Below are 25,981 nucleotides of genomic sequence, written 5' to 3'. Positions count from 1 at the left end.
TCTCCGTTACCGGAAGGAGTGAGTCCGTCGTTGATCAGTTCGGGCGGTCGGGCAGGACACGTGCCGTCCGGGCGGGGCCGGACCGGAGCCTGGCCGCCGCGACGACGGGGAGTTCTGGCCGCGTTGCGGGCGGGGCGCGTCAGGGGGTCGGGGCGGTGGCGAAGACCGTGGTGAGGAGGGATTGGGTGGCCTGCTGGAAGGCGGCGGCCAGGGACATCGTCGCGTCGTCCACGTAGGTCAGCGAGGCGGTCAGCGTCTTGCTGCCGTCGGGGGTGCTGTACATGAGGGCGGCGTTGCCCGCGATGCCGCCGTTGTGGGTGATGACGGTGGCACCGTCCGGGCCGACGGGCTGTACGAACACCCCGAGCCCGTATCCGGCCTTGGGGTGCGGGGTGCACATCTCGGCGAGCAGCGGGGCGGGCAGCAGTTGCCCGCTCAGCAGGGTGGAGATGAACGTGTGGAGGTCCTGGGTGGTGGAGATCATGTCGCCGCCGCTGGAGATCCAGGAGGGGTTCTGGAGGGTGACGTCGACGGTCTTCTGACGGCCCGCCTCCTCGTAGCGGTAGTAGGTGTGGGCGTGCGGTTCGGCGATCTCCGTCTCGGTGGTCGGCACCACGGTGTCCGCCAGTCCGAGCGGGTCCAGGACGAGCCGGCGCATCTCCTCGGCGAGCGGGCGGCCGGTGACCTCCTCGACCAGCAGCCTGGCGAGGACGTAGTTGGTGTTGGAGTAGCTCCAGTCCGTCCCCGGCTCGAACCGCGCCGGCTTGGACAGGGCCAGCCGGACCAGGTCCTGCGGCCGGTAGGTCTTGAAGCGGTTGTCCACCCATTCCTGGCCGGCCCAGACGACCCCGGGCACGAACGTGCCGTCCGGGTAGTACTCGCCGGTGAAGTTGAAGACGCCGCTGGTGTGCTGGAGCAGCATGCGCACCGTGATCCTCGGGTCCAGCTCGAAGCCGGGCAGGTAGCCGGTCACGGGATGGTCCAGGGCTAAGGTCCCCTCGGCCACCAGGCGCAGGACGAGGGCGGCGACGAAGGTCTTGGTGTTGCTGCCGATCCGGAACCGGCCGTCCGTCGGCGGCTTCTCGTCCTCGCCCAGCCGGCACGCCCCGGCGTTGCCGACCCATACCTCCCCCCGGTCGTGGACGCGCAGCTGCGCTCCGATGAATCCGGAATCGACGATCCGCTGGATGGCTTCCTGGAGTTCGGGGCGGTCCTGGGCGGTGGGGGTGACGGACATGGTGGTGTGCTCCTTCGTGTCGGGCGGGAGGGGGAGGGGTGGATCTCAGATGCTGCGGGCGGTGATGTCGCCGTAGGAGGTGGTCGCGCGGATGGTCAGGCCGGCGGCGGCGCCGTCGGTGTTGAGGAGGGCGTTGTGGATGCGGCCGTAGGAGGTGCCGGCGTCCAGCGAGGCGGAGACGCCGCGGGCGGCGCCGATGGTGAGGTCGCCGGCCTGGGTGGTGAGGACGACCTTGCCGCGGCGGGCCTCGGCGACGCTGATGTCGCCCTTCTGGGTGCTGATCTCGGCGGAGCCGCCGAGGCGGCCGACCGACACGTCGCCGGCCTGGAGGGTGAGGCGGGCGTCGGCGGTCTCGTCGAGCTTGACGGAGCCCTGCGCGCCCTCGAAGGCGACGTCACCGAGGCGTCCCACGCCGCGCAGTTCGGCGGCGGCCGTCTTCGCCTCGATGCGGGAGCCGGCGGGCAGCTGGACGGTGACCTCGATGGATCCGGTGAGGCCGAGGAACTGGTTCTTGGGCTCCGGGACGCGGATCCGCAGGACTCCGTCGCCGTAGGTGACCTCGGTCTGCTTCGCGGCCTTCACGTCGCGGCTCTTGGAGGCGTTCGCGGGGAGGACCTCGACCGCGGTGTCCGGGCGGTCGGCGGCGATGAAGCGGATGCGGCCGGCGGGGACGTCCAGGACGACGGAGACGGGGGCGGGGGTGTCGAACTTCTGCATCGTGCTCTCCTGTGGCTCGTGGGGCGGCCCGCTGGGACGACCTCTAGTTTCCGATGAGAGAAACGCTACGTTGCGTTCTCGGTTTCCACAATGAACTCATTGCTTGGATCGCTTTACCGTGCAGGTCAGCGGTGGGAAATCGTTGCGACGGGCTCGTGGCGAATGCAACGATCATGCCGTCGACTGTTGCAATCGCATGAGCGTGAACGCTATGGCGGCGATCGATCGGGAATCGACGGGCGCTCAAGCGGGCCGCGTCACGCTGTTCGGCGTGCCGGTTCCCCGGTCGGGTCGGGCGCGCGCCGCGCGTTCGGCGCTCCGGGCCGGGGGTCCGCATGCGGCCCGGTTGAGTGGTGCCTGGTTCGTGCCCAGCAAACCGTACGTGCGGTTTGTTACTCTCCCCGGGTCTCGGTGGCATTTGAACCTGACGGGAGTCCCCCCACCATGGCAACGTTCCTCCACAAACTGGGCCGCTTAGCGTTCCGACGGCGTGGCACGACAGCACTGCTGTGGCTGCTGGTCCTCGTGGGGGCCGTGGTGGCCGCCTCCTCGGCCCCCGCGCCTCCGGCCGACACCTTCTCGATGCCGGGTACCGAATCGCAGAAGGCCTTCGACCTGCTGAAGGACAAGTTCCCGGCCGCGAGCGCCGACGGAGCCAGTGCCAGGGTGGTCATCCGGGTGCCCCGCGGTCAGGACATCGCCGGTCCCGAGCGCAAGCCCGCGGTCTCCGGGCTGGTCGCCGAGCTGGCGAAGGCGCCGGGGGTGGTCGCGGTCAGCGATCCGTACCTGCCCGGGGCCGTCAGCAAGGACGCCACCACCGCGTACGCCGTCGTCACGTACAAGGCCGCCGCCACCCAGCTGACGGACGCGGAACACGACGCGCTGACGGGGGCGTTCGACAAGGCCCGCGCGACGGGCCTGACCGTCGAGGCCGGCGGTGACGCCATCAAGATCGACGTGTCGGTGGGCGGCGCCGAGGGGATCGGCGTCCTCGTCTCCGCGGTGGTCCTGCTGCTCACCTTCGGCTCTATGATCGCCGCCGGCATGCCCCTGCTCACCGCCCTCATCGGGGTCGGCATCGGCATCAGCGGCATCACCGCGCTCGGCAGCACCCTCGGGCTGTCCTCGAACACCTCCACCCTGGCCATGATGATCGGCCTCGCGGTGGGCATCGACTACGCCCTGTTCATCATCTCCCGCTACCGCTCCGAGATCGCCGAGGGCCACGAGCGGCGGGAGGCCGCCGGGCGCGCCGTCGGCACCGCCGGGTCGGCGGTCGTCTTCGCGGGGCTCACCGTCATCATCGCGCTCTCCGGACTCGCCGTGGCGAACATCCCGATGCTCACCAAGATGGGCATGACCGCCGCGGGCACCGTCGCCGTGGCCGTCCTGATCGCGATCACCCTCGTGCCCGCCCTGCTCGGCTTCGCCCCCGTCAAGGTGCTGCGCCGCCTCGACCGCAAGGCCGTCACGGGCAAGCCGCTCTCCGCGCGCCAGCAGCGCAAGGCCGCCAGGGAGGCGGCCCGGACCAAGCCCAACCTGGGCACGCGCTGGGCCGGTTACGTCCTGCGCCACCCGGTGGCCGTGCTGCTCGTCGGCGTGCTCGGGCTGGGCGCGATCGCCCTGCCGGCCGCCAGCCTGGAGCTGGGTCTGCCCGGTGAGGGCACCATGGCCACCGACACCACGCAGCGCAAGGCGTACGACATGCTGTCGGAGTCCTTCGGCCCCGGCTTCAACGGGCCGCTGATGATCACCGTCAGCGCCAAGGACGCCGCGGCCGCCGCCGCCGGTGTCGGCAAGGCGCTGGCCGGCATGGACGGGGTCGCCTCCGTCTCGCCGGCCGCGCCCAACGCCGCGAACGACACCGCGATCCTGAACCTGGTGCCGAGCACCGGGCCCACCGAGCACGCCACCGAGGAACTGGTCCGTGCCATCCGCGACGGCGTGCCCGCCGTCGCGGCCGGGGCGGGTGCGGACGAGATCCTGGTGACCGGTCAGACCGCGATGTTCATCGACTTCTCCAAGACCCTCGACGACGCCCTGGTGCCGTACCTGGCGCTGGTGGTGGGCCTGGCGTTCCTGCTGCTGGTCCTCGTCTTCCGGTCGGTGCTGGTCCCGCTCAAGGCGGCGCTCGGCTTCCTGCTGTCGGTCAGCGCGTCCCTGGGGGCCGTGGTCGCCGTCTTCCAGTGGGGCTGGCTCGCCGACGTGTTCGGCGTCAAGGAGGCCGGGCCCGTCATGAGCACGATGCCGATCTTCATGATCGGTGTGGTGTTCGGCCTGGCGATGGACTACGAGGTGTTCCTGGTCAGCCGGATGCGCGAGGCCTACGTGCACGGGGCGCGGCCGCAGGAGGCCGTCGTCACCGGCTTCCGTCACGGCGGGCGCGTGGTCAGCGCGGCCGCGATCATCATGATCAGCGTCTTCTCCGGTTTCATCACCGAGCAGAACGACCTGATCAAGATGATCGGTTTCGCCCTCGCGAGCGCCGTGCTCTTCGACGCCTTCGTCGTCCGCATGGCTCTCGTCCCGGCCCTGTTCGCCCTGTTGGGCCGCTCGGCCTGGTGGCTGCCGCGGTGGCTCGACCGGCTGCTGCCGAACCTGGACGTCGAGGGCGAGAAGCTGAACCGCGCCCCGGCCTCCGCGCACGGCGCGGCCCCGTACCCGGAGCGCGAGCACGAACTGATCCGCTGAGCCGGGAGCGGTGCGCCCCGGGACCGGGTTCCCGGGGCGCGCCCTCAGCCGGTGGGGTCCTCGGCCGGCGCCGGGGGCTTCGCGTAGAGGATGTCGCGGGCCTGTTCCGCGGCGCGGGCGATGGCTTCGCTGACGAAGTCGAGGAAGCGGGCGATGTTCTCCAGGCGGACGGCGGCCGGGGTGTCGGGACCGAGGACGGAGACGCCTTGACGCGTGGTCTCGACGAGCTGGGCGGTGGAGCGGGCGCTGGCCATCATCGACCGGTACCAGATGTCGTCGTCGACGGCGTAGCGCTCGCGGCGGCGTTCGTCGCGTTCCCGGCGGATGAGGCCCTGCTCGTCCAGGAAGGCGACGGCCTTGGAGATCGAGGCCGGGCTGACCTGGAGGCGCTGGACGAGTTCGGCCGCGGTGAGGCTGCCGCTGTCGGTGATGGTCAGACAGGCGAGCACCCGGGACATCATCTTGGGCATGCCCGAGGCCATGAGGACGGTGGTGAACGTCTCCTCGTACTCGCGCACGGCCTCGGCGTCGCGTCCGTGGGGCTGTTCGGGGGCCACCGGACCCGGCGGCGCCGTCTTGCGCCGGTGGGTGCGGCGTTCGGTGGCGCGGTGGGCGAGGTCGGCGCGGTAGCCGGCGGGGCCGCCGTTGCGCATCACCTCGCGCGTGATCGTCGAGGTCGGGCGGTCCAGGCGCCGGGCGACCTCGGCGTAGGCCAGGCCGTCGGCCAGTCCCAGCGCGATCTGCTGACGTTCCTGCTGGGTGAGTCTGCCTCCCGGCATCGCGGTCTCCTTCGTGGTCCGTGGTGGCACGACTATAGCGTTCACTTCCAATCTATTGCAACGAACAGGGTGTGGGTTGTTGCGTTAGACGCGAAACCATTGCAATGAAATTCTCGCTTTCACCTGCGAGAACGGTGATTTGACGCAACGAACTCATTGCGGAGACTGCGAACGCAACGTAGCGTTTCACTCATCGGAAACAGCGAGTCACAGGAGAGCACGATGCAGAAGTTCGACAGCCCCGCCCCCGTCTCCCTCGTCCTGGACGTCCCCGCCGGGCGCGTCCACCTGATCGCCGCGGACCGCGCCGACACCGAGGTCCGGGTCCTGCCCGCGGACGCCTCGAAGAGCCGCGACGTCAAGGCCGCGGAGCAGACCTCGGTCGAGTACGGCGACGGCGTCCTGCGGATCAACGCGGCCCCGCCGAAGAACCAGTTGCTCGGCGCTTCCGGCGCCGTCGACGTCACGGTCCTGCTGCCCGCCGGTTCCCGCGTCGAGGCCAGGACGGCCGCCGCCGAGTTCCGCGGCGAGGGACGCCTCGGCGAGGTGGCCTTCGAGGGGGCGCAGGGTTCGGTCCGGCTGGAGGAGACCGCCGGCGGCCGCCTGACACTGCTCGCCGGTGACATCGCCGTCGGCCGCCTGGGCGGCTCCGCCGAGATCAGCACCCAGAAGGGCGACATCAGCGTCGCCGAGGCCCTGGGCGGCAAGGTCCTGCTCACCACCCAGGCCGGAAACCTCACCATCGCCGCCGCCCCCGGCGTCTCCGCCTCGCTGGACGCCGGCACCACCGCCGGGCGCATCCACAACAGCCTCACCAACGACGCCGGCGCCGGCGCCGCCCTCACCGTCCACGCCACCACCGCCTACGGCGACATCACCGCCCGCAGCCTCTAAGCAAGAAGGAGCTCCCCCTCATGACCGACCTGGCCATCGCGGCGACCGGGCTGCGCAAGTCCTACGGCGACAAAACCATCCTCGACGGCGTCGACCTGGCGGTTCCCACGGGCACCGTGTTCGCGCTGCTCGGTCCCAACGGCGCGGGCAAGACCACCGCGGTCAAGATCCTCTCCACCCTCATCGGCGCCGACGCGGGCGAGATCCGCATCGGCGGCCACGACCTCGCCGCCGACCCGCAGGCCGTCCGCGCCGCGATCGGCGTCACCGGGCAGTTCTCCGCCGTCGACGGCCTGATCACCGGCGAGGAGAACATGCTCCTCATGGCCGACCTGCACCACCTCACCAAGGCCGAGGGCCGGCGGGTCACCGCCGAACTCCTGGAGCGCTTCGACCTGGTGGAGGCGGCCAAGAAGCCCGCCTCCACCTACTCCGGCGGCATGAAGCGCCGCCTCGACATCGCGATGACCCTGGTCGGCAACCCGCGGATCATCTTCCTCGACGAGCCGACGACCGGCCTGGACCCCCGCTCCCGGCACAACATGTGGCAGATCATCCGCCAGTTGGTCACCGGCGGCGTCACCGTCTTCCTCACCACCCAGTACCTGGAGGAGGCCGATGAACTCGCCGACCGCATCGCCGTACTGAACGACGGCAAGATCGCCGCCGAGGGCACCGCCGACGAACTCAAGCGCCTGGTCCCCGGCGGCCACGTCCGCCTGCGCTTCACCGACCCGGTCGCCCACCGGTCCGCCGCCCTCGCCCTGGGCGAGGTGACCCGGGACGACGAGGCGCTGGCGATTCAGATCCCCAGCGACGGCAGCCAGCGCGACCTGCGCTCCATCCTGGAGCGGCTCGACTCCGCCGGCATCGAGGCCGACGAGCTCACCGTGCACACCCCCGACCTCGACGACGTCTTCTTCGCCCTCACCGGCGACACCCACGTGCCCAGCCAGACCTCCCAGTCCAAGGAGACCGTCCGATGAGCTCCCTCTCCCTCGCCGTGCGCGACTCGTCCACGATGCTGCGGCGCAACCTCCTGCACGCCCGGCGCTACCCCTCCCTCACCCTGAACCTGCTGCTCACCCCGATCATGCTGCTCCTGCTCTTCGTGTACATCTTCGGAGACACCATGAGCGCGGGCATCACGGGCGGCGCCCCCGACCGCTCCGCGTACATCGCCTACCTCGTCCCGGGTCTGCTGCTGATGACCATCGGCAGCACCACGATCGGCACGGCGGTCTCGGTCTCGAACGACATGAGCGAAGGCATCATCGCCCGCTTCCGCACGATGGCCATCCACCGGCCGTCGGTGCTCGTCGGGCACGTCGTCGGCAGCGTCCTGCAGTCGGTGATCAGCGTGGTCCTGGTCGGCGTCGTCGCCGTGGCCATCGGCTTCCGCTCCACGGACGCCACCGCCCTGGAGTGGCTGGCGGCCCTCGGCCTGCTCGTCCTGTTCTCCCTGGCGCTCACCTGGATCGCCGTGGGCATGGGCCTGGTCAGCCCGACCGCCGAGGCGGCCAGCAACAACGCCATGCCGCTCATCCTGCTGCCGCTCCTGTCCAGCGCCTTCACGCCGACCGAGTCCATGCCCGGCTGGTTCCAGCCGATCGCCGAGTACCAGCCCTTCACTCCGGCGATCGAGACCCTGCGCGGCCTGCTCCTGGGCAGCGAGATCGGCAACAACGGCTGGCTCGCCATCGCCTGGTGCGTGGGTCTGGCGGTGCTCGGCTACTTCTGGTCGGCCTCCAAGTTCAACGGCGACCCGCGGTGAGCGAGGGCCCCGCGTTCCTTCCCAGGCCGATCACGAGGCGGCCTTGAGCGGTCCACCAGCGGGGGAGCCCATGCTCCCCAGCAAGGACCGAACGATGTTCGAGCAGGCGCCGCACGGACGGTCCCCCCACGTCAGTGATCCTGCCCACCGAGCCCCGGGTGTCGCCTTCATGATCGAGAACATCCCCACCACGCCGCGGCGAGGCCACCACATCCTCGACCCGCACCTCGACCGGTACGCCGCCCGCACGGCCGGCATGACGGCCTCGGAGATCCGCGCCCTGTTCTCCGTCGCCAGCCGGCCGGAGGTCGTCTCGCTGGCCGGCGGCATGCCGAACCTGGCGGCCCTGCCGCTGGAGACCCTCGCGGAGCAGGTCGCGCGGATCATCTCCGAGGACGGTCTGACGGCCCTGCAGTACGCGTCGGCGCACGGTCTGCCGCTGCTGCGGGAGCAGATCTGCGAGGTGATGGCGCTGGAGGGCATCACGGCCCGCGCGGACGACGTCGTGGTGACGGTCGGCTCGCAGATGGGACTCGACCTGGTGGCGCGGCTGTTCTGCGACCCGGGTGACGTGGTGGTGGCCGAGGGCCCGTCGTACGTCGGCGCGCTGGGCTCCTTCGCCGCGTACCAGGCGCAGGTCGTGCACGTGGCGATGGACGAGCACGGTCTGGTGCCCGAGGGGCTGCGGGCGGCGCTGCAACGGGCCCGGGAGGCCGGGCAGCGGGTGAAGCTGCTGTACACGATCCCGAACTTCCACAACCCGGCCGGCGTGACGCTGGCGGTGGAGCGGCGGGCGCAGATCCTGGAGATCTGCCGCACCTACGACGTGCTGGTGGTCGAGGACAATCCGTACGGTCTGCTCGGGTTCGACGGGCAGATCCGTCCGGCGCTGCACTCGCTGGACCCGGACAACGTGGTGTACCTGGGCTCGTTCTCGAAGACGTTCGCCTCCGGGCTGCGGGTCGGCTGGGTGCTGGCCCCGCAGGGGGTGCGGGAGAAGCTGGTGCTGGCCACGGAGTCGGCGACGCTGTGCCCGCCCACGCTGAACCAGATGATCGTGTCGCGCTACCTGGCCACCCAGGACTGGCAGGGCCAGATCGAGACCTTCCGCGACATCTACCGCGAGCGCCGCGACGCGATGCTGTCCGCGCTGGAGGAGTACCTGCCGCCGGGCTGTACCTGGACGAAGCCGGACGGCGGTTTCTACGTGTGGGTGACGGTGCCGGAGGGCGTGGACACGAAGGCGATGCTGCCGCGCGCGGTGGACGCGAGGGTCGCGTACGCGTCGGGCACCGGCTTCCACACCGACGGGCTCGGCCGCCGCCAGATGCGGCTGTCCTACTGCTACCCGACGCCGGAGCGGATCCGTGAGGGCGTGCGCCGGCTGGCGGGGGTGCTGGAGGCCGAACTGGAGCTCGCGCGGGTCTTCGAGAGCGGGGGCCCGGTGCTCATACCGGGGCCGCAGCCGCTCGTCGCGGCGCAGCGGGTGTGATCCGGCTCCGGCCGGGGCGCAGGGCGCGATCCGCGGGGTTTCGAGGGCCGGGCGCACCGCCCGGCCGCCACCGCTCGACGGACGAAGGGACACACCACCAGTGAACAGCACATGGTTCCGGCGCTTCACCACGGTCGCGGGGAACGGGCCGCGGCTCGTGTGCTTCCCGCACGCGGGGGGCTCCGCGACGGCGTACACCCAGCTGGCGCGCGCGCTGCCCGCGGACTTCGACGTGCTGGCGGTGCAGTACCCGGGGCGTCAGGACCGGTACCTGGAGGAGCCGTTCACGGCCCTGGAGGCGCTGGTCGGGGCGGTGGCCGGGGAGCTGGCCGGTGAACTGGCCGCGGATCCGGGGCGGCCGTACGCGCTGTTCGGTCACAGCATGGGGGCGCTGGTGGCGTTCGAGACGGCCCGGCTGCTGGCCGGGCGCGGACTGCCCGCCCCCCAGCGGCTGTTCCTCTCCGGCCGGGACGCGCCGGGCGCCCGGTCCGGCGCCCACTACCGGGACTACGACGACGACGCGGTGCTGGCCGAGGTGCGCGGGCTGGGCGGCACCGACCGGGCGACGCTGGAGAACCCCGAGATCCTGGAGATGGTGCTGCCGGCGCTGCGGGCGGACTACCGGGCGCTGGGCGGCTACGAGTGGCGGCCCGGCGAGCCGCTCGCCACGCCGGTGACCGTGCTGGTCGGGGACGGCGACCCGGTGGTGACGGTCGAGGAGGCGGGCCGGTGGCGGGAGCACACCAGCGGCGCGTTCGACCTGCGGGTCTTCTCCGGCGGGCACTTCTACCTGAACGACCACCTGGACGCGGTGGCCGCGGCCGTGACCGGGGGGCTGCTCGCGGGCACCGGCGTGTCCTGAGCCCCCCGGGGTGCTGCCCGGGAGCCGTGTGCGGCTCCCGGGCGTTCACGCGTACGGGTAGAAGCCGCGGCCGGACTTCTTGCCGAGCAGGCCGCCCTCGACCATGCGCAGCAGCAGCGGCGGGGGCGCGTACAGCGGCTCCTTGAACTCCTCGTACAGGGCGCGGGCGATGGACACGGTGGTGTCCAGGCCGATCAGGTCGGCGAGGCGCAGCGGTCCCATGGGGTGCGCGCAGCCCTGCGCCATGGCCTGGTCGACGGCTTCGGCGGTGGCCAGGCCGGATTCGACCATGCGCACGGCGGACAGCAGGTAGGGGAAGAGCAGGGCGTTGACGATGAAGCCGGCCCGGTCGGGGGCGGCCACGGGGTTCTTGCCGAGGACGTCGCGGACGAAGGCCAGGGCGCGCTCGGTCACCGCCCCGTCCGTCAGGACCGAGGGGACGAGTTCGACGAGGGGCAGGGCGGGCACCGGGTTGAAGAAGTGGATGCCGAGCACCCGGTGGGGGTGTGCGGTCGCGGCGGCGAGCCGGACGACGGGGAGGGAGGAGGTGTTGGTCGCGAGGATCGCCTCCGGGTCCTCGACGATCTTGTCGAGGGTGGCGAAGAGGTCCACCTTGACCCGCTCGTCCTCCGTGACGGCCTCGATGACCAGCCGGCGGTCCGCCAGGTCGCCGAGGTCGCGGGTGAACGCGACCCGGGCCAGCGCCGCGTCGCGCTCGGGCCCGGTCAGTCTGCCCTTGGTCACGCCCCGGTCGAGGGAGGCGGCCAGCCGCCTCGGGGCCGTCGTCAGCGAGGACTCGGAGTGCACCGCGACCCGTACGTCCAGGCCGGCCTTCGCGCACAGTTCGGCGATGCCGGTGCCCATGATGCCGCTGCCGACGACACCCACCCGGTCGATGGTGTTCACGCGTGGACTCCCCCGGTCGCGAGCGGTGCTCCGGCCGGCGCCGCGCCGGCGCGCAGCGGGTTGAGCCGGGCGGCCCCGATCTTCTCCCGCAGGGCGGGATCGGTGACGCCGAGCCCTTCCCCGGGGGCGAGGCACAGGACGCCGACCTTTCCGGTGTGCCGGTTGCGCTGGACCAGCCGGGCGGCCTCGCCGACCTCCTTCAGCGGGAACACCTCGGAGAGGATCGGGGAGAGCTGTCCCAGCCGGAAGAGCCGGTTGCACTCGGCCTGTTCCTGGAGGTTGGCCGCGTGGCTGCCGATGACCCGCTTGAGGTTCATCCAGAGGTAGCGGTTGTCGAAGTGGTGGTCGTAGCCGGTGCTCGACCCGCAGGTGACGACCACGCCGCCCTTGCGCACGACGAACACGGAGATCCCGAACGTCGCCCGTCCCACGTAGTCGAACACGACGTGCGGGTCCTCGCCGACCAGGCGGCGGATCTCCCGGCCGAGGCGCTTGCCGAGTTCGATCGTCCGCTCCGGGGTGAGCGCGTCGTCGCCGCCCATGCCGATCTCGTTGCGGTCGATCACCACGTCGCAGCCGAGCCGGCGCAGCGCCTCGGCCTTGCGCGCGGAGCTGACCACGCCGACGGGGATGCCGCCCGCGTTCTTGACCATCTGCACCGCGAACGCGCCCAGTCCGCCGGTCGCGCCCCAGACGAGCACGATGTCGCCCTGTTTGATGCGCGCGCCGTTGTCGCCGACGAGCATCCGGTACGAGGTGGCCGCGGTCAGCAGGACGCCCGCCGCCTCCTCCCAGGTCAGGTGGGGCGGTTTGGGCAGCAGCTGGCTGGCGCGCACGACACTGTAGTGGGCGAGGCCGCCGAAGTTGGTCTCGTAGCCCCAGATGCGCTGGCCCGCTCCGAGCATGGCGTCGGCGTGGGTCGCCGGTTCCTGTTCGTCGACCTGGACGCAGCTGGCGACGACGTGGTCGCCCGCCTTCCAGTGCCGCACCCCGGCGCCGACGCGCACGACGACGCCGGCCGCGTCGGAGCCGACCACCTGGTACGGCAGGTCGTGCCGGGCGGCGTGGGCTCCCTCGCGTGCGTAGCGCTTGAGGAAGGCGAAGGTGGGCACCGGCTCGAAGGTCGCCGACCAGACGGTGTTGTAGTTGATGGAACTCGCCATGACGGCGACGACCACCTCGTCCGGGGCGATCTCGGGCATCGGGACGGGCCCGACGTGCAGGGACTTGCGGACGTCCTTGTCCGCCACGCCGTCGAACATGCCGACGTCGCGGGCCAGGAGGTGCGCCGCCTCGTAGTGGGAGGGCAGCGGCTGTCTTTCGATCTCGTCGCGGGAGGCCCCGCCCAGCAGGGCCTCGGTCATCGCGTCCATGGGTGACTCATTCCTTCGCAGGGGTCTTCGCAGGAGCCGGATTCCGCGGTCGGGGGACCGGGCGTCGCTCAGATGACCGCGCCGTCCTTGGTCCTGCGGCGCAGGCTCGGCCTGCTGGACTGGGCGAGGTCCTTCCACATGTCGGAGAGGCCGATGACGGTGCGGGCGGCGAACAGTTTGCGGATCGACACCTCCTGCTTCAGCTCGGTCCGGATCAGGCCGACCAGCCGGATGGCGCGCAGCGAGTTGCCGCCGAGGTCGAAGAAGTCCTCGTCGATGCCGACCCGGTCCAGCTCCAGCACGTCGGCGAACAGGCCGGTCAGGATCCGCTCGGTGTCGTTGCGGGGGGCCCGGTGCGTGCCGTCGTCGAAGGCGGGCTCCGGCAGCGCCGTGCGGTCCACCCGGCCGTTGGCCGTGACGGGCAGGCTCTCCAGCACGGTGAACACCGACGGCACCAGGGACTCGGGCAGCCAGCCCGCGGCGAAGCGGCGCAGTTCGTCGGCCGGGACGCTGCGGCCGGGCACGGGCACCACGTAGGCGACCAGGCGCTGCTGTCCGGAGCCGTCCTTGCGGACGGCGACGACGGACCGGGCGAGGCCGGTGTGCTCGCTGAGCATCTCCTCGACCTCGGCCAGCTCGACGCGCACGCCGCGCACCTCGGCCCGGGAGTCGTGGCGGCCCACGTGGACGAGCCGGCCGTCGCCGCCCCAGCGCACGCGGTCACCGGTGCGGTACATGCGCGCGCCGGCCGGACCGAAGGGGCAGGGTACGAAGCGTGCGGCGGTCGGCGCGGGGCGGCCGGCGTAGCCGCGTACCAGGGCGGGGCCGGCCACGTACAGTTCGCCGGTCACGCCGGCGGGGACCGGGGCCAGGCCGGGGCCCAGGACGTAGAGGGCGGTGCCGTCCAGGGGGTGGCCGAGGGTGCCCGCGTGGTGGACGGGTTCTCCGGCGGGCAGGCGGTGGCAGGCGGCGAAGACGGTCGATTCGGGCAGGCCGTGGCCGTGGACGACGGTCACGTCGGGGCAGGCCTCGCGGACGCGCCGCAGTGCGGTGGCGGGCACCCGGTCGCCGCCGGTCCACACCTCGCGCAGTCCGGCGAGGCGTTCGGGGCGGTCGGCGGCGATCTCCGCGAACCGGCCGGCGGGCAGCCACAGGGTGGAGATGCCGTGCGCCGCGCCCAGCCCGGCCAGCGCGTCGGCGTCCAGGTCCCCGGCGGGGGCCACGACGATCCGGCCGCCGTTGAGCAGGGGCGCCCAGACTTCGACGGCGAGCGCGTCCGAGGTGTGCGGCGCGTGCCACAGCACGGTGGCGTCGCCGGCGTCCTTCCACTGGCGGTCCGTGACGAACCGCGTCAGGTTGCGGTGGGTCACGGCGAGCGCGGCGTCCGCGTCGCCCGGGCCGGTTCCGTACAGCACGGCCAGCAGGCCGTCCGGGTGCGCGGGGGGCGGGGTCTGGCGCGGGCCGCCTTCGGGGGTGGCGGTGGTGGTGTCGTCGAGGACGATCACATGGAGGTCCGGGTCACCGGAGAGGGTCGCGGCCGTCGCGGCGTCGGTGAGCAGGGTGCGGGCCGGGGAGGCGGCGAGGAGCGCCTCGATCCGCCCGGCGGGCAGGGCCGGGTCGACCGGGAGGTAGGCTCCGCCGGTCTTCACGACGCCCAGCAGGGCGATGACCAGGTCCGCCGAGCGGGGCAGCGCGACCGCGACGACCGTTTCGGGGCCGGCGCCGTGCCCGCGCAGGAGGCGGGCCAGGCGGTGGGAGCGCTCGTCGAGGACCCGGTAGGAGACGGCCGAGTCGCCGTGGACCACGGCGACGTCGTCGGGGGTGCGCGCCACCTGGCGGGCGAACAGGTCCGTGACCGTCGCGGGTTCCTGCGCCTGCTGCTGTGCGTGCGGCTCCGGGGCGGCGGGGGCGGGCAGGACGCGGGCGCGTTCGCCGCCGCCGAGCACGTCGAGCGCGCCGACCGGCCGCTCGCCGCCCGCGACCACGGCGCGCAGGTGGGCGATGAGCTCCTCGCCGATGAAGCGGAGCTCGGCGCGGTGGTACAGGTTCGCGGGGGCGTCGAGCCGGATGTAGAGGTCGCTGCCGGGGCTGCCGTCGGTGTAGACGCCGATGGAGAGTTCCTCGAAGGTGCCGGTCGTCGCGCCGGAGTAGCGTGCCGGGCTGTCGCCGAAGTGGAGCTGCTCGGCGAACTCGACGACGTTGATGACGGTGCCGAAGCTGCCGCGGCCGCTCAGGGCGGTGCCGCTCGCGCGCTGGATGTCCGAGTAGTGGCAGGCGGCGTGGCCGAGGATCTCGTACGTCTCGTCGACGATCGCGTCGGCGACCTCGGGGAAGGTCGCGCCGAGCGGTACGGCCACCTTGACGGGCACCACGTTCACGGCCAGGCCGGGGGTCCTGCTGGCCACGCCGACGCGGTTGCTGACGGCCAGGGAGAGGAGGAACTCCGGACGGTCGCAGCGGTGCCGGAAGTAGACGGCGGCGGCGGCGGTCAGCAGCTGCGACATCCACAGGCCCATGGAGGTCGCGGCCTGCGTCCACGCGTCGGCCTCGGCGCGCGGGACGGTCAGGGTCCGGCTGACCATGCCGATGGTCTCGGCCACCGCGGACCAGCGGTCGGCGCCGCTCAGCGGCTCGGCAAGGGCGGCGCGCTGGGCGTCGGACAGGGCGACGCGCGGCACCTGGGCGGGCGCCGGGGCGTCCTTGAGGTAGTCGCGCCAGAACTCCGTGTCCTCGGTGAACTTCTCGGAGGCGAGGTAGTCCACCGCTTCGGCCGCGAACGAGGCGAGGTCCCAGGGGTGCTCCAGCGGCGCGACCGGCTCGCCCCGGACGAGCGCCGTGTAGACCTCGGCGAGCCGTCGCGACAGCAGGCCGCCGGCGCCGAACCCGTCCGAAATGAGGTGGTGGTAGGCGATCACCAGGAGGGAACGGTCGGGTCCGAGCCGGACGACGCCGAGCCGGAACAGCAGGTCCCGTGCCAGGTCGAACGGCCGGCGCACCATCTCGGCGAGGGCGTCGCGGGCTGCCTGCTCGGGGTCGTCCGCACCGCTGAGGTCGAGGAGGAACGGCCGCCAGTCGCCCAGTTCCCGGGGGACCAGGCGCAGTGCGTCGCCGTCGCCGACGAAGTTGACGCGCAGCACCTCCGCCTCGTCCATGACGTGCAGGAACGCGGCCTCCATGACCGACGCGTCCAGGTCACCGGCCACGTCCCACATGGTCAGCGCGTGGTTCGGCGTGTCGGAAGCCATCTCCTGCGCCCGCCACATTCCCTTGTGCGCAGACGACGCGCCGAACGAAGGCATACGGATCAACCTCTCAGCAAGCGGGACCGGATCGGAGCAGTTCGCAGATCGCCCCCCACCTTCGGGGAAGCGACGGGGCCGTTCAATGCACCTGGGTGCCCGGCGGGACGGGCCGCCGCCGCTCTTGCGGTGTCCCGCCGGCGGGACACCGTTCCGCGCCCGCCGCCCCTAGGCCATCGAGGACACGATGTGTCCGGCGATGCGGCGCGGCGAGGGGTGCTTGAGGACCACGTTCGCCCGCAGGGTGAGGCCGGTCGAGGCGGTCAGGCGCTTGCTCAGTTCGGCCGACAGCAGCGAGTCGAAGCCCAGTTCCCGGAATTCCTGGTCGGGGTGGATCGACGCGGCGGAGGGGCGTCCGAGCACGACGGCTACCCGTTCCAGGACGTGGTCGAGGACGAGGGCGTCCGCTTCGTCGCCGGGCAGGGCGGCGAGCCGGTCCGACAGCGGCAGGAGGCGGTCCTCGGCCTCGGGGGGCTCGGTCGGGGTGACCTCCGCCGCCGCCTCCGTCCGCGCGGCGGACAGCCAGTACCGCCGGCGCTGGAACGCGTACGTCGGCAGATCAACCCGGCGGCGCGTCCCGATCAGGGCGTCCCAGTCGACGGAGCCGCCCCGGACGTGGAGCTGGGCCAGTGAGGCGACCACGTCCGCCACCTCGTCGCGCTCGCGCCGGGTGGACGACAGGACCAGCGCGTCGGGCAGGTCCTCGACCGTCTCCTGGACCGGCACGGTCAGGACGGGGTGCGGGCTCATCTCGACGAACACCCGGAACCCGTCCTGCGCCAGGCGCCGGACGGACGTCTCGAAGCGGACCTGCTCGCGCAGGTTGTCGTACCAGTAGTCGCCGTCGAGCCGGGCCGTGTCGATGACCTCGCCGTACAGCGTCGAGTAGAAGGGCAGCGCCGACGTCCGCGGGCTCACGTCGGGCAGCGCGCCGAGGACCTGGTCGCGGACCCGCGTCACGTGGTGCGAGTGGGAGGCGTAGTCGACCGAGATCCGCCGGGCCTGGGCGCCGTCGGCCCGCATCTTCGCGACGAACTCGTCGAGGGCGTCCGGCTCGCCGGACACCACCACCGAGCGGGGTCCGTTGACGACGGCGATGCTCACGCGGCCGCCCCACGGGGCCAGGCCGCGTTCCACGGCCTCCGCGGACTCGGCGACCGAGGCCATCCCGCCGTGCCCGATCAGGTCCACCAGGGCCTTGCTGCGCAGTGCGACGACCTTGGTGGCGTCCCGCAGCGACAGGGCGCCGCACACGTGGGCGGCGGCGATCTCGCCCTGGCTGTGTCCCACCACGGCGGCCGGCTCCACGCCCCAGGAGCGCCACAGGGCGGCCATGGACACCATCACGGAGAACAGCGCGGGCTGGACGACGTCCACCCGGTCCAGGCCGGCGGCGCCCGGCGCGCCGCGCACCACGTCGAGGAGCGACCAGTCGACCCATTCGTCCAGGGCGGCCGCGCACGCGTCCATGCTCCGGGCGAAGACGGGGAAGGTGTCGTACAGCTGCCGCCCCATGCCGGCCCACTGGGAGCCCTGTCCGGGGAAGACGAAGGCGACGCCGCCGCGGGCGGCCGCGGCGCCGCGCACCACCGCGGGGGATTCGGCCCCGCCGGCCAGCGCCGCGAGGGCGCCGAGCAGTTCTTCGCGACCGCGTCCCAGCACCACCGCGCGGTGCTCGAACCGCGAGCGGTCCGACACCAGCGAGGCGGCGATGGCGGGGAGGTCCGCGCCGGGGTCGGCGGCGACGAAGGCGCGCAGCCGGGCCGCCTGCTGTTCGACGGCGGCCGCGCTCTTGGCGGACAGCACCCACGGCACCAGGGCGTCGGCGCCGCCCGGGGCGGGGGCCTCCCCGGGCGCCCGCTCCGGGGCCGGGGCCTCTTCCAGGATGACGTGGGCGTTGGTGCCGCTGACGCCGAACGAGGAGACCGCGGCCCGGCGCGGACCGTCCGCCCGGGGCCACTCGCGGCCCCGCGCGAGCAGTTCGACGCCGCCGCGGGACCAGTCCACATGGCGTGAGGGCGCGTCCACGTGCAGGGTCTTGGGCAGGTATCCGTGGCGCATGGCCAGCACGGCCTTGATGACCCCGCCGACGCCGGCGGCGGCCTGGGCGTGGCCCATGTTCGACTTGAGGGAGCCCAGCCACAGCGGCCTGCCCTCGGGCCGGTCCTTGCCGTAGGTGGCGAGCAGGGCGTCGGCTTCGATGGGGTCCCCGAGGGTGGTTCCGGTGCCGTGGGCCTCCAGGAGGTCCACGTCGCGGGCCGCGACGCCGGCGTTGGCCAGGGCCCGCCGGATCACCTCTTCCTGGGCGCGGCCGTTGGGGGCGGTCAGGCCGTTGCTGGCGCCGTCCTGGTTGACGGCGGAGCCGCGGACGACGGCGAGTACGGGGTGGCCGTTGCGGCGGGCGTCGGAGAGCCGCTCCAGCAGCAGTACGCCCACCCCCTCGGCCCAGCCGGTGCCGTCGGCCGCGTCCGCGAAGGCCTTGCAGCGGCCGTCGGCGGACAGGGCGCCCTGCCGGGCGAACTCGACGAAGGCGGCGGGCGTCGACATGACGAGGGCGCCGCCCGCCAGGGCGAGGGAGCACTCCCCCGCGCGCAGCGACTGCACGGCCAGGTGCAGGGCGACCAGCGACGAGGAGCAGGCGGTGTCGAGGGACACCGCCGGGCCGGTCAGCCCGAGCTCGTAGGAGACCCGGCCGGAGGCGACGCTGAGCGAGCTGCCGTAGAGCAGGTAGCCCTCCAGTTCGCTCTGCCGCGCCTCCAGGAACCGCCATCCGTACTCGGTCGAGCTGACTCCGGAGAAGACGCCGACGTCGCTGCCGCGTACGTCGGCGGGGACGATGCCGGCCCGTTCGAAGGCCTCCCAGGACGTCTCCAGCAGCAGGCGCTGCTGCGGGTCGGTGGCCAGTGCCTCGCGCGGGCTGATGCCGAAGAAGTCCGCGTCGAAGCCGGCCGGGTCGCCGAGGAAGCCGCCGTGGCGCACGTACGCCGTACCGACGGTGTCGGGGTCGGGGTCGTACACGTCCCGCCAGCCGCGGTCGGTGGGGAACTCGCCCACCACGTCGCGGCCTTCGCGGATCACCTCCCACAGTTCCTCGGGCGAGTTCGCGCCTCCCGGGTAGCGGCAGGCCATGGCCACGACGGCGATGGGCTCGCCGCGGCCGGCCTTCAGGGCCTCGTTCTCCTGGCGCAGGCGGTCGCGTTCCTCCAGCAGTGTGCGCAGGGCCCGCTGGACCCGGTCCGCGCCCTCCGCCGTCTGATCCGGGGAGTTGGTCATGTCACTACCTCTTCTCATCCAGAGCCAGGTCGAGCAGCGCGTCCAGGTCCATGGCCGACAGTCCGTCCGCGGCGGGGTCCGCCGGGGCGGTGTCCGTCCCGGTGTCCTCGGTCCCGGCGGTCCCGTCGGTGCCGGCGGTCCCGGCGGTCCCGGCGCAGGCCAGGATCAGTTCGAGGACGCCCGCGCCGCGCAGGGCTTCGATCGGGACGGTGCGCAGCAGCTCGCGGATCCGGGCGTCCTCCCGGGCGTCCGGGTCCGGGGCGGGGCGCAGCAGGCCGAGCAGGTGCCGGCCCAGTTCGCGCGGGGTGGGGTAGCTGAAGACGAGGGTGGAGGCCAGGCGCAGTCCGGTGGAGGCGGCCAGCCGGTTGCAGAGTTCGACGGCGGTCAGCGAGTCGAAGCCGAGCTGGGTGAACGGCTGGTCGGCGTCGACGGCCGCGCCGGACGGGTGGCCCAGTACGACGGCGGCCTGGTCGCGGACCCAGTCCAGGACGGCGGCCTCGGCCTCGTCCTCGGCCAGGGCGGGGAGCCTGGTGGCCAGGTCGGGCGAGCCGGCGCCCTCGGCGGGGCCCGGCCGGGCGCGCCGGGGGCGGCCGGTGGCGGCGAGGCCGCGCAGCAGGGGCGGCAGTTCACCGGCGTCCCGGTGGCGCAGCGCGGCGAGGTCGATCCGGGCCGGGATGAGGACCGGCTCGCCGTAGGTGTGCGCCGCGTCGAAGAGGGCGAGCGCCTCGGCCGTGGGCATCGCGTCGATGCCCATCCGGCGCAGCCGGGCGAGGTCGGCCCGCTCCAGGTCGCCGGTCATGCCGCTGCTCTGCTCCCACCAGCCCCAGCACAGCGAGGTGCCGGGCAGGCCGGCTGCCGTGCGGCGGGCGGCCAGACCGTCCAGGAAGCCGTTGGCGGCGGCGTAGTTGGCCTGTCCGGCGGTGCCGAGGGTGCCGGCGAGGGCGGAGAACTGGATGAACGCCGACAGGTGGTGCCCGCGGGTCAGCTCGTGCAGGTTGAGCGCTCCGCCGGCCTTGGCGCGCAGGACGCGGTCGACGCTTTCGGCGGTGAGCGATTCGACGGTGCCGTCGGCCAGCACGCCCGCCGCGTGCACGACCGCCGTCAGCGGGTAGCGGCCGGGCAGGTCCGCGAGTACGCCGGCCAGTGCGGCCCGGTCGGCGACGTCGCAGGCCGCGACGCGTACGGTGGCGCCCGCGCCCTCCAGCTCCGCGACCAGTGCGGGCACCCCCTCGGCGGCCGCTCCGCGCCTGCTCGCCAGCAGCAGGCTGCGTACGCCGTGTTCGGTGACGAGGTGGCGGGCGATGAGGGAGCCCACTCCCCCGGTGCCGCCGGTGACCAGTACGGTGCCGCCGCCGAAGCCGCCGCCCAGGTCGAAGACCAGCTTGCCGGTGTGGCGGCCCTGGCCCATCTCGCGGAAGGTCCGGCGGGCGTCGCGGATGTCGCGGACCGAGAGCGGGCCCGGCCGCAGCGCTCCGTCGGCGAACAGGGCCATGACGTCCCGGAACATCTCCCGGATCCGCTCCGTGCCCGCCGATCCGTACAGGTCGAAGGCCTCGTAGGTGACGCCGGGGTGGTCGGCGGCGACCTGCCGGGGCTCGCGGATGTCCGTCTTGCCCATCTCGATGAAGTTCCCGCCCCGGGGCAGCAGTTTCAGCGAGGCGTCGACGAAGGTGTGCGCGAGGGAGTTGAGGACGACGTCCATGCCGCGGCCGCCGGTGGCGCCCAGGAACCTGTCCACGAATTCCAGGTCGCGCGAGGACGCCAGGTGCGCGTCGTCCAGGCCCATGGCGCGCAGGGCGGGCCACTTGGCCGGGCTCGCGGTCGCGTAGACCTCGGCGCCCACGTGCCGGGCGAGCTGGACGGCGGCGGTGCCGACGCCGCCCGCTGCGGCGTGGATGAGGATGCGCTGTCCCTTCGCGAGCCGCATCACGTGGAAGAGCGCGTAGTAGGCGGTGAGGAAGGTGCTCGGGACGGACGCCGCCTCGGCGAAGCTCCAGCCGTCGGGGACGGGGGTCAGCAGGCGGTGGTCCGCCACGGCGACGGGGGCGAAGGCGCCGTTGAAGATGCCGGTGACGCGGTCGCCCGGGGACAGGCCGGTGACGTCGTCCGCCGTCTCCAGGACCACGCCGGCGCCCTCGCTGCCGAGCCCGGCGTCGAAGGCCGTGCGGTCGATGAGGCCGAGGGCGATCGTGACGTCGCGGAAGTTGAGGCCCGCGGCCTGGACGGCGATGCGGACCTGGCCGGCGGCCAGCGGCGCCTCCACCTCGGGGCAGGGCACCCAGGTCAGGTTCTCCAGCGTGCCCTTCGTCGGGATGCCCAGCCGGTGGGCGCCCCGCGCCGGGGGTTCGAGCCGGTGGCCGGCGGGCGCGGCCGGCGCCATGCGCGGCATGAGGAGGGCGCCGGCGCGCAGCGCGAGCTGCTCCTCGTCGAGGGCGAGAGCGGCGGGGACGGCCGCCCAGGAGGCGTCCTCGTCGTCGATGTCGATCAGGCGGAACCGGCCCGGGTGCTCCGTCTGCGCGGACCGGACCAGGCCCCATACGGAGGCGCCGGGCAGGCTTTCGACGCCCTCGCCCGCGCCGGTGGTCTGCGCCCGGCGGGTGAGGACGACGAGGGTGGATCCGGCGAGGCGTTCCTCGGCGAGGAACCGCTGGATCCGCTCCAGTACGCCCTTGGCGGCGTCGGCGGCCGCGGTGAGCGGATCGGCGCCGGCGCCGGTGCTGAGGAGGTCGTCCGGGCACAGCAGGAGGTGGCGGGGCGCCTGCGCGCGCAGGACCGCGTCCAGGGACGGGTGGAAGGCGGGGCCGGGTGCGCCCGCCCCGGCGAGCCGGGAGGCCGGGCCGTCGGGCGCGCCGAGCACGGCCCAGGGCCGCGGGCCGGATTCCGGCGCGTTCCCGGGGACCGGCAGCCAGTGCAGTGCGTAGAGCGGCGGTTCGCCGTCGCCGCGCGCCGCTCGCAGCTGTGCGGCCGTGGCCGGGCGGAACGTCAGCGCGTCCACGCGGGCGCGCTCGTGGCCGTGCCCGTCGGCGATGGCCAGGGAGACGACGCCGTCGCCGCGGGGGGTGAGGCGGACCCGCACGGTGGGCCCGCACGCGCCGGTGGGGTGGACGCCGGACCAGGAGAAGGGCATCCAGCCCTGCTCCCGCGTCACGGTCAGGGCGCCGCCGGCCACGACCGCGTGGAGCGCCGTGTCGAGCAGCGCCGGGTGCAGGACGAATCCGGCCCCGGCGGGGTCCTCGGCCGCTTCGGGCAGGGTGGCGAGGGCGAAGAGGTCCTCGCCACGCCGCCAGACCTCGCGCAGTCCGCGGAAGGCCGGGCCGTAGTCGAAGCCCCGGTCCGCGAGGGAGTCGTAGAGGCCGTCGAAGCCGATGCGCTCGGCCCCGGGGGGCGGCCAGGCGGCGAGGGCGCGGGCGTCGTGGACGTCGGCGCCGGGGACGTCGGCGCCGGGGCCGGTGTCCGGGCCGGGGCCGGCGCCGGTCCGGGGGGTGTCCGGGGCCAGGGCGCCCATCGCGTGGCGGGTCCAGCCGCCCGGCTCGGCGCCGTCCTCGGCGGGGCGCGCGTACACGTCGAGGGAGCGGCGTCCCGTTTCGTCCGGGGCGCCGCCGACGATCCGTACCCGTACGTCGCCCGAGTCGGGCAGGACCAGCGGGACTTCCAGGGAGAGTTCCTCGACGGCGGCGCACCCGAGGTGGGCGCCCACCGACAGCGCCAGGTCCAGGTAGGCCGTCGCCGGGACGACGGCCGAGTCGAACACGGCGTGGTCGGCGAGCCAGGGGTGGGTCCGCAGGGACCACCGGTCGGTGAAGACCACCTCGTCGGTGCCGGGGTGCTCCACGACGGCGCCCAGCAGCGGGTGCTCCGGGGCCGACAGGCCGGCGGAGGCGACGTCCGCGGACTCCGGCCCGCTCAGGAAGTCCATCCAGTACCGCCGGTGCTGGAAGGCGTACGTGGGGAGGTCGACCCGTTCGCGCGGGCCGAACAGGGCGTCCCAGTCCACGGAGCCGCCGCGCACGTGCAGTTCGGCCAGGGCGGCGGTGAGGGCCTCGGCCGGTCCGCGGCCGCGCCGCGAGGCCGAGACGACGAGCGCGTCGTCCACGCCCGCCTCGGCGAAGGCGTCCTTGACCAGGCCCGCGAGCGTCGAGCCGGGTCCGACCTCGACGAAGACGCCCGCTCCGGCCGCGCGGGCGCGCTCCACCGCCTCGTGGAAGCGGACGGGTGCGCGGACGTGCTCCACCCAGTGGCCGGGGGAGGTCAGTTCGCCGGGCGTGGCCTCGCGGCCCAGCAGCGTGGAGATGACGGGCACGGACAGCCCACCCGCCGGGGGGAGCGGCGGGAGCGACTGCGCGAAGTCCTCCAGGACGGGGTCCATGAGCGGGGAGTGGAAGGCGTGGTCGACGGGGAGCAGCTTCGCCGAGCGGCCGTCGGCGACGAGCCGGTCCCGCAGGTCGTGGACCTCCTCGCGCAGGCCCGAGACCACCACCGATCCGGGGCCGTTGACGGCGGCGATGCCGACCCGGGGGTAGCCGCCGAGCAGCGCGGCGACCTCCTCCTGGGAGGCCCGTACGGCCAGCATGGCGCCGGGCTCGGTGACGGTCTGCATGACCCTGCCGCGGGCGGCCACGATGCGGACCGCGGTGTCCAGGTCCAGGGCTCCGCAGACGTGGGCGGCGGCGATCTCGCCGACCGAGTGGCCGATCAGGTGGGTGGGCCGGGGGAGGTGGCGCTCCAGCAGCCGGTACAGGGCGATCTGGAGGGCGAACAGCGCGGGCTGCATGACGTCGGTGCGCTCGTGTCCCCCGGGCTCGTCGGCGAGGAGCAGGGGCCGCAGGGCGAAGGGGAGGTGGGCGTCGAAGCGGGCGCAGACGTCGTCGAGGGTGCGGGCGAAGAGCGGGTGGGTCTCGTACAGCTCGCGTGCGACGCCGGTCCACCGGGAGCCCTGGCCGGGGAACATGAACACGGTGCCGCCGTACGCGCCGGTGACGCCGCGCACCACGGCCGGGGATCCGGAGCCGTCGGCGAGCGCGCTGAGGGCGCCGAGCAGTTCGTCCCGGGTGTGCCCGAGCGCCACCGCGCGGTGCTCCAACTGGGCCCGGGCTGACACCAGCGAGGCGCCGACGGCGGCGGGGTCCGCGTCCGGAGCGGCGGCGAGGAACGCGTGCAGTCGGGCCGCCTGCGCCCGCAGGGCCGGCTCGGACCGGGCGGACAGCGCCCACGGCACGGGGCCGGCGACTGCCTCGGCGGGTACGCGGCCGGGGGCGTCGGGGGCGTCGCCGGCGGCGGGCGCCGGCTCGTCCTCGGGCGCCTCTTCGAGGATGAGGTGCGCATTGGTGCCGCTGGCGCCGAAGCTGGAGACGCCGGCCCGCCGGGGGCGGCCCGGGGTGCCGGGCCACGCGCGGGCCTCGGTGAGCAGTTCGACCGCGCCGGCCGTCCAGTCCACGTGGGTGGTGGGGCGGTCCACGTGCAGGGTCTTGGGCAGGACGCCGTGCCGCATCGCCATGATCATCTTGATGATGCCGCCGACGCCGCCGGCCGCCTGCGTGTGGCCGATGTTCGACTTGAGGGAGCCCAGCCACAGGGGGCCGGCCGGGTCCCGGTCCTGCCCGTAGGTGGCCAGCAGGGCCTGGGCCTCGATGGGGTCGCCGAGCGTGGTGCCGGTCCCGTGCGCCTCCACCACGTCGACGTCGGCCGGCTGGACGCGGGCGTTGGCCAGCGCCGCGCGGATCACCCGCTGCTGGGCCGGTCCGCTGGGCGCGGTCAGGCCGTTGGAGGCGCCGTCCTGGTTGATCGCGGAGCCGCGGATCACCGCCCAGATCCGGCGCCCGTTGCGCCGGGCGTCGGAGAGCCGCTCCAGGACGAGCATGCCGACGCCCTCGGAGAAGCCGGTGCCGTCCGCCGCGTCGGCGAACGCCTTGCACCGGCCGTCCGCCGCCAGGCCGCGCTGGCGCGCGAACTCCCGGAACACCTGCGGCATCGCCATGACGGTGACGCCGCCGGCCAGGGCCAGGCCGCACTCGTCCTGGCGCAGCGACTGCACCGCCTGGTGCACGGTCACCAGCGACGAGGAGCAGGCGGTGTCGACGGACACCGCCGGGCCCTCCAGGCCCAGCGCGTACGAGACGCGCCCGGAGGCCACGCTGAGCAGCGAGCCGGTCTGCGCGTAGCCGGAGATGGCCTCGGGGGTGCGGTAGTGGTTGCCGTACCCGAAGTACGCGATCCCCGCGAACACACCGGTCCGGCTGCCGCGCAGGCTGTGCGGGTCGATGCCGGCCCGCTCCAGGGACTCCCACGAGGTCTCCAGGAGCAGGCGGTGCTGCGGGTCGGCGGCGAGCGCCTCGCGCGGGTTGATCTCGAAGAACTCGGCGTCGAAGTCGCCCGCGCCGGACAGGAACCCGCCGGAGCGCGTGTAGCAGGTACCGGGCCGGTCCGGATCCGGGTCGTAGAGGCCCTCCAGGTCCCAGTTGCGGTCCTCGGGGAAGTCCGAGACGACGTCGGCGCCCGTGCGGACGAGGTCCCACAGCGCCTCCGGGGAGGTGGCCCCGCCCGGGAAGCGGCAGGCGACGCCCACCACCGCGATGGGCTCGGCGGCGGCCTCCGTCAGCTCCTTCAGCCGCTTGCGCGTCTCCAGCAGCTCGATCGACGTCCGCTTGAGGTACTCAAGAACATCGGCGTTGTTGTCGTTGGTCATCG

14 protein-coding genes are annotated in these 25,981 nt (G+C 73.6%); 6 read left to right on the top strand and 8 right to left on the bottom strand.

The window, feature by feature from the left end:
* Positions 1-139: 139 nt before the first annotated feature.
* Together ACFYYT_RS33740 and ACFYYT_RS33735 are read right to left on the bottom strand one after the other, a co-directional pair.
* Positions 140-1,237 (bottom strand): serine hydrolase domain-containing protein, encoded by a 1,098-nt coding sequence (locus ACFYYT_RS33740; protein WP_351825733.1) that lies wholly within the window; start codon positions 1,235-1,237, stop codon positions 140-142.
* A gap of 45 nt (positions 1,238-1,282) precedes the next feature.
* On the bottom strand, positions 1,283-1,954 hold the full coding sequence (locus tag ACFYYT_RS33735; protein WP_351825735.1) for a DUF4097 family beta strand repeat-containing protein: 672 nt from the start codon (positions 1,952-1,954) through the stop codon (positions 1,283-1,285).
* Positions 1,955-2,398: 444 nt separating this feature from the next.
* On the opposite strand from ACFYYT_RS33735, the gene ACFYYT_RS33730 reads away from it, so the two are divergent.
* Complete coding sequence (locus ACFYYT_RS33730; RefSeq protein ID WP_351825736.1) at positions 2,399-4,645, top strand: MMPL family transporter; 2,247 nt, start codon at positions 2,399-2,401, stop codon at positions 4,643-4,645.
* Between the two features lie 44 nt (positions 4,646-4,689).
* On the opposite strand, the gene ACFYYT_RS33725 is transcribed toward ACFYYT_RS33730, so the two are convergent.
* Positions 4,690-5,424: a helix-turn-helix domain-containing protein gene (locus ACFYYT_RS33725; RefSeq protein ID WP_351825738.1), complete on the bottom strand. Its 735-nt coding sequence runs from the start codon at positions 5,422-5,424 to the stop codon at positions 4,690-4,692.
* 165 nt (positions 5,425-5,589) lie between these two features.
* On the opposite strand from ACFYYT_RS33725, the gene ACFYYT_RS33720 reads away from it, so the two are divergent.
* The 5 genes from ACFYYT_RS33720 to ACFYYT_RS33700 all read left to right on the top strand — a co-directional run bounded on the left by ACFYYT_RS33720 (position 5,590) and on the right by ACFYYT_RS33700 (position 10,446).
* Positions 5,590-6,318, top strand: a complete 729-nt coding sequence (locus tag ACFYYT_RS33720) for a DUF4097 family beta strand repeat-containing protein (protein ID WP_385314355.1) — start codon at positions 5,590-5,592, stop codon at positions 6,316-6,318.
* A 20-nt stretch (positions 6,319-6,338) separates the two neighbouring features.
* Complete coding sequence (locus ACFYYT_RS33715) at positions 6,339-7,304, top strand: ATP-binding cassette domain-containing protein (protein ID WP_351825742.1); 966 nt, start codon at positions 6,339-6,341, stop codon at positions 7,302-7,304.
* Positions 7,301-8,092 carry an ABC transporter permease gene (locus tag ACFYYT_RS33710; RefSeq protein WP_351825744.1) on the top strand — a complete coding sequence of 264 codons (792 nt, stop codon included), beginning with the start codon at positions 7,301-7,303 and terminating at the stop codon, positions 8,090-8,092. Before ACFYYT_RS33715 ends, ACFYYT_RS33710 begins: the two co-directional genes overlap by 4 nt.
* Positions 8,093-8,261: 169 nt before the next feature.
* Positions 8,262-9,584: a PLP-dependent aminotransferase family protein gene (locus ACFYYT_RS33705; protein ID WP_351825746.1), complete on the top strand. Its 1,323-nt coding sequence runs from the start codon at positions 8,262-8,264 to the stop codon at positions 9,582-9,584.
* Positions 9,585-9,684: 100 nt separating this feature from the next.
* Positions 9,685-10,446 (top strand): alpha/beta fold hydrolase, encoded by a 762-nt coding sequence (locus ACFYYT_RS33700; RefSeq protein ID WP_351825748.1) that lies wholly within the window; start codon positions 9,685-9,687, stop codon positions 10,444-10,446.
* Between the two features lie 45 nt (positions 10,447-10,491).
* Here the strand turns inward: ACFYYT_RS33700 and ACFYYT_RS33695 are convergent, their stop codons facing one another.
* From ACFYYT_RS33695 to ACFYYT_RS33675, 5 genes are all read right to left on the bottom strand, one after another.
* Entirely contained in the window at positions 10,492-11,352 is an 861-nt protein-coding gene (locus ACFYYT_RS33695) for a 3-hydroxybutyryl-CoA dehydrogenase (protein ID WP_351825750.1), read from the bottom strand.
* Positions 11,349-12,725, bottom strand: a complete 1,377-nt coding sequence (ccrA, locus tag ACFYYT_RS33690) for a crotonyl-CoA carboxylase/reductase (protein ID WP_351825752.1) — start codon at positions 12,723-12,725, stop codon at positions 11,349-11,351. Before ccrA ends, ACFYYT_RS33695 begins: the two co-directional genes overlap by 4 nt.
* Positions 12,726-12,793: 68 nt before the next feature.
* Positions 12,794-16,024: an AMP-binding protein gene (locus ACFYYT_RS33685; RefSeq protein ID WP_351825754.1), complete on the bottom strand. Its 3,231-nt coding sequence runs from the start codon at positions 16,022-16,024 to the stop codon at positions 12,794-12,796.
* A gap of 168 nt (positions 16,025-16,192) precedes the next feature.
* Complete coding sequence (locus ACFYYT_RS33680; RefSeq protein WP_351825756.1) at positions 16,193-19,297, bottom strand: acyltransferase domain-containing protein; 3,105 nt, start codon at positions 19,295-19,297, stop codon at positions 16,193-16,195.
* Positions 19,298-19,301: 4 nt separating this feature from the next.
* On the bottom strand, positions 19,302-25,979 hold the full coding sequence (locus tag ACFYYT_RS33675) for a type I polyketide synthase (RefSeq protein ID WP_351825758.1): 6,678 nt from the start codon (positions 25,977-25,979) through the stop codon (positions 19,302-19,304).
* Between the last annotated feature and the right edge of the window lie 2 nt (positions 25,980-25,981).

Origin of the sequence: Streptomyces sp. NPDC002032 (genome assembly GCF_042890765.1) — a bacterium.
GTDB lineage: Bacteria > Actinomycetota > Actinomycetes > Streptomycetales > Streptomycetaceae > Streptomyces.
Note: the sequence above shows the minus strand (reverse complement) of the source record. Positions and strands in the feature narration are given on the sequence as shown.

Excerpts from the sequence above, each read along its gene's own strand:
- ccrA (WP_351825752.1), bottom strand. The coding sequence starts at position 12,725 with ATGGACGCGATGACCGAGGCCCTGCTGGGCGGGGCCTCCCGCGACGAG.
- ACFYYT_RS33715 (WP_351825742.1), top strand. The coding sequence starts at position 6,339 with ATGACCGACCTGGCCATCGCGGCGACCGGGCTGCGCAAGTCCTACGGC.
- ACFYYT_RS33725 (WP_351825738.1), bottom strand. The coding sequence starts at position 5,424 with ATGCCGGGAGGCAGACTCACCCAGCAGGAACGTCAGCAGATCGCGCTG.
- ACFYYT_RS33740 (WP_351825733.1), bottom strand. The coding sequence starts at position 1,237 with ATGTCCGTCACCCCCACCGCCCAGGACCGCCCCGAACTCCAGGAAGCC.
- ACFYYT_RS33685 (WP_351825754.1), bottom strand. The coding sequence starts at position 16,024 with ATGCCTTCGTTCGGCGCGTCGTCTGCGCACAAGGGAATGTGGCGGGCG.
- ACFYYT_RS33730 (WP_351825736.1), top strand. The coding sequence starts at position 2,399 with ATGGCAACGTTCCTCCACAAACTGGGCCGCTTAGCGTTCCGACGGCGT.
- ACFYYT_RS33710 (WP_351825744.1), top strand. The coding sequence starts at position 7,301 with ATGAGCTCCCTCTCCCTCGCCGTGCGCGACTCGTCCACGATGCTGCGG.
- ACFYYT_RS33705 (WP_351825746.1), top strand. The coding sequence starts at position 8,262 with ATGATCGAGAACATCCCCACCACGCCGCGGCGAGGCCACCACATCCTC.
- ACFYYT_RS33675 (WP_351825758.1), bottom strand. The coding sequence starts at position 25,979 with ATGACCAACGACAACAACGCCGATGTTCTTGAGTACCTCAAGCGGACG.
- ACFYYT_RS33680 (WP_351825756.1), bottom strand. The coding sequence starts at position 19,297 with ATGACCAACTCCCCGGATCAGACGGCGGAGGGCGCGGACCGGGTCCAG.
- ACFYYT_RS33735 (WP_351825735.1), bottom strand. The coding sequence starts at position 1,954 with ATGCAGAAGTTCGACACCCCCGCCCCCGTCTCCGTCGTCCTGGACGTC.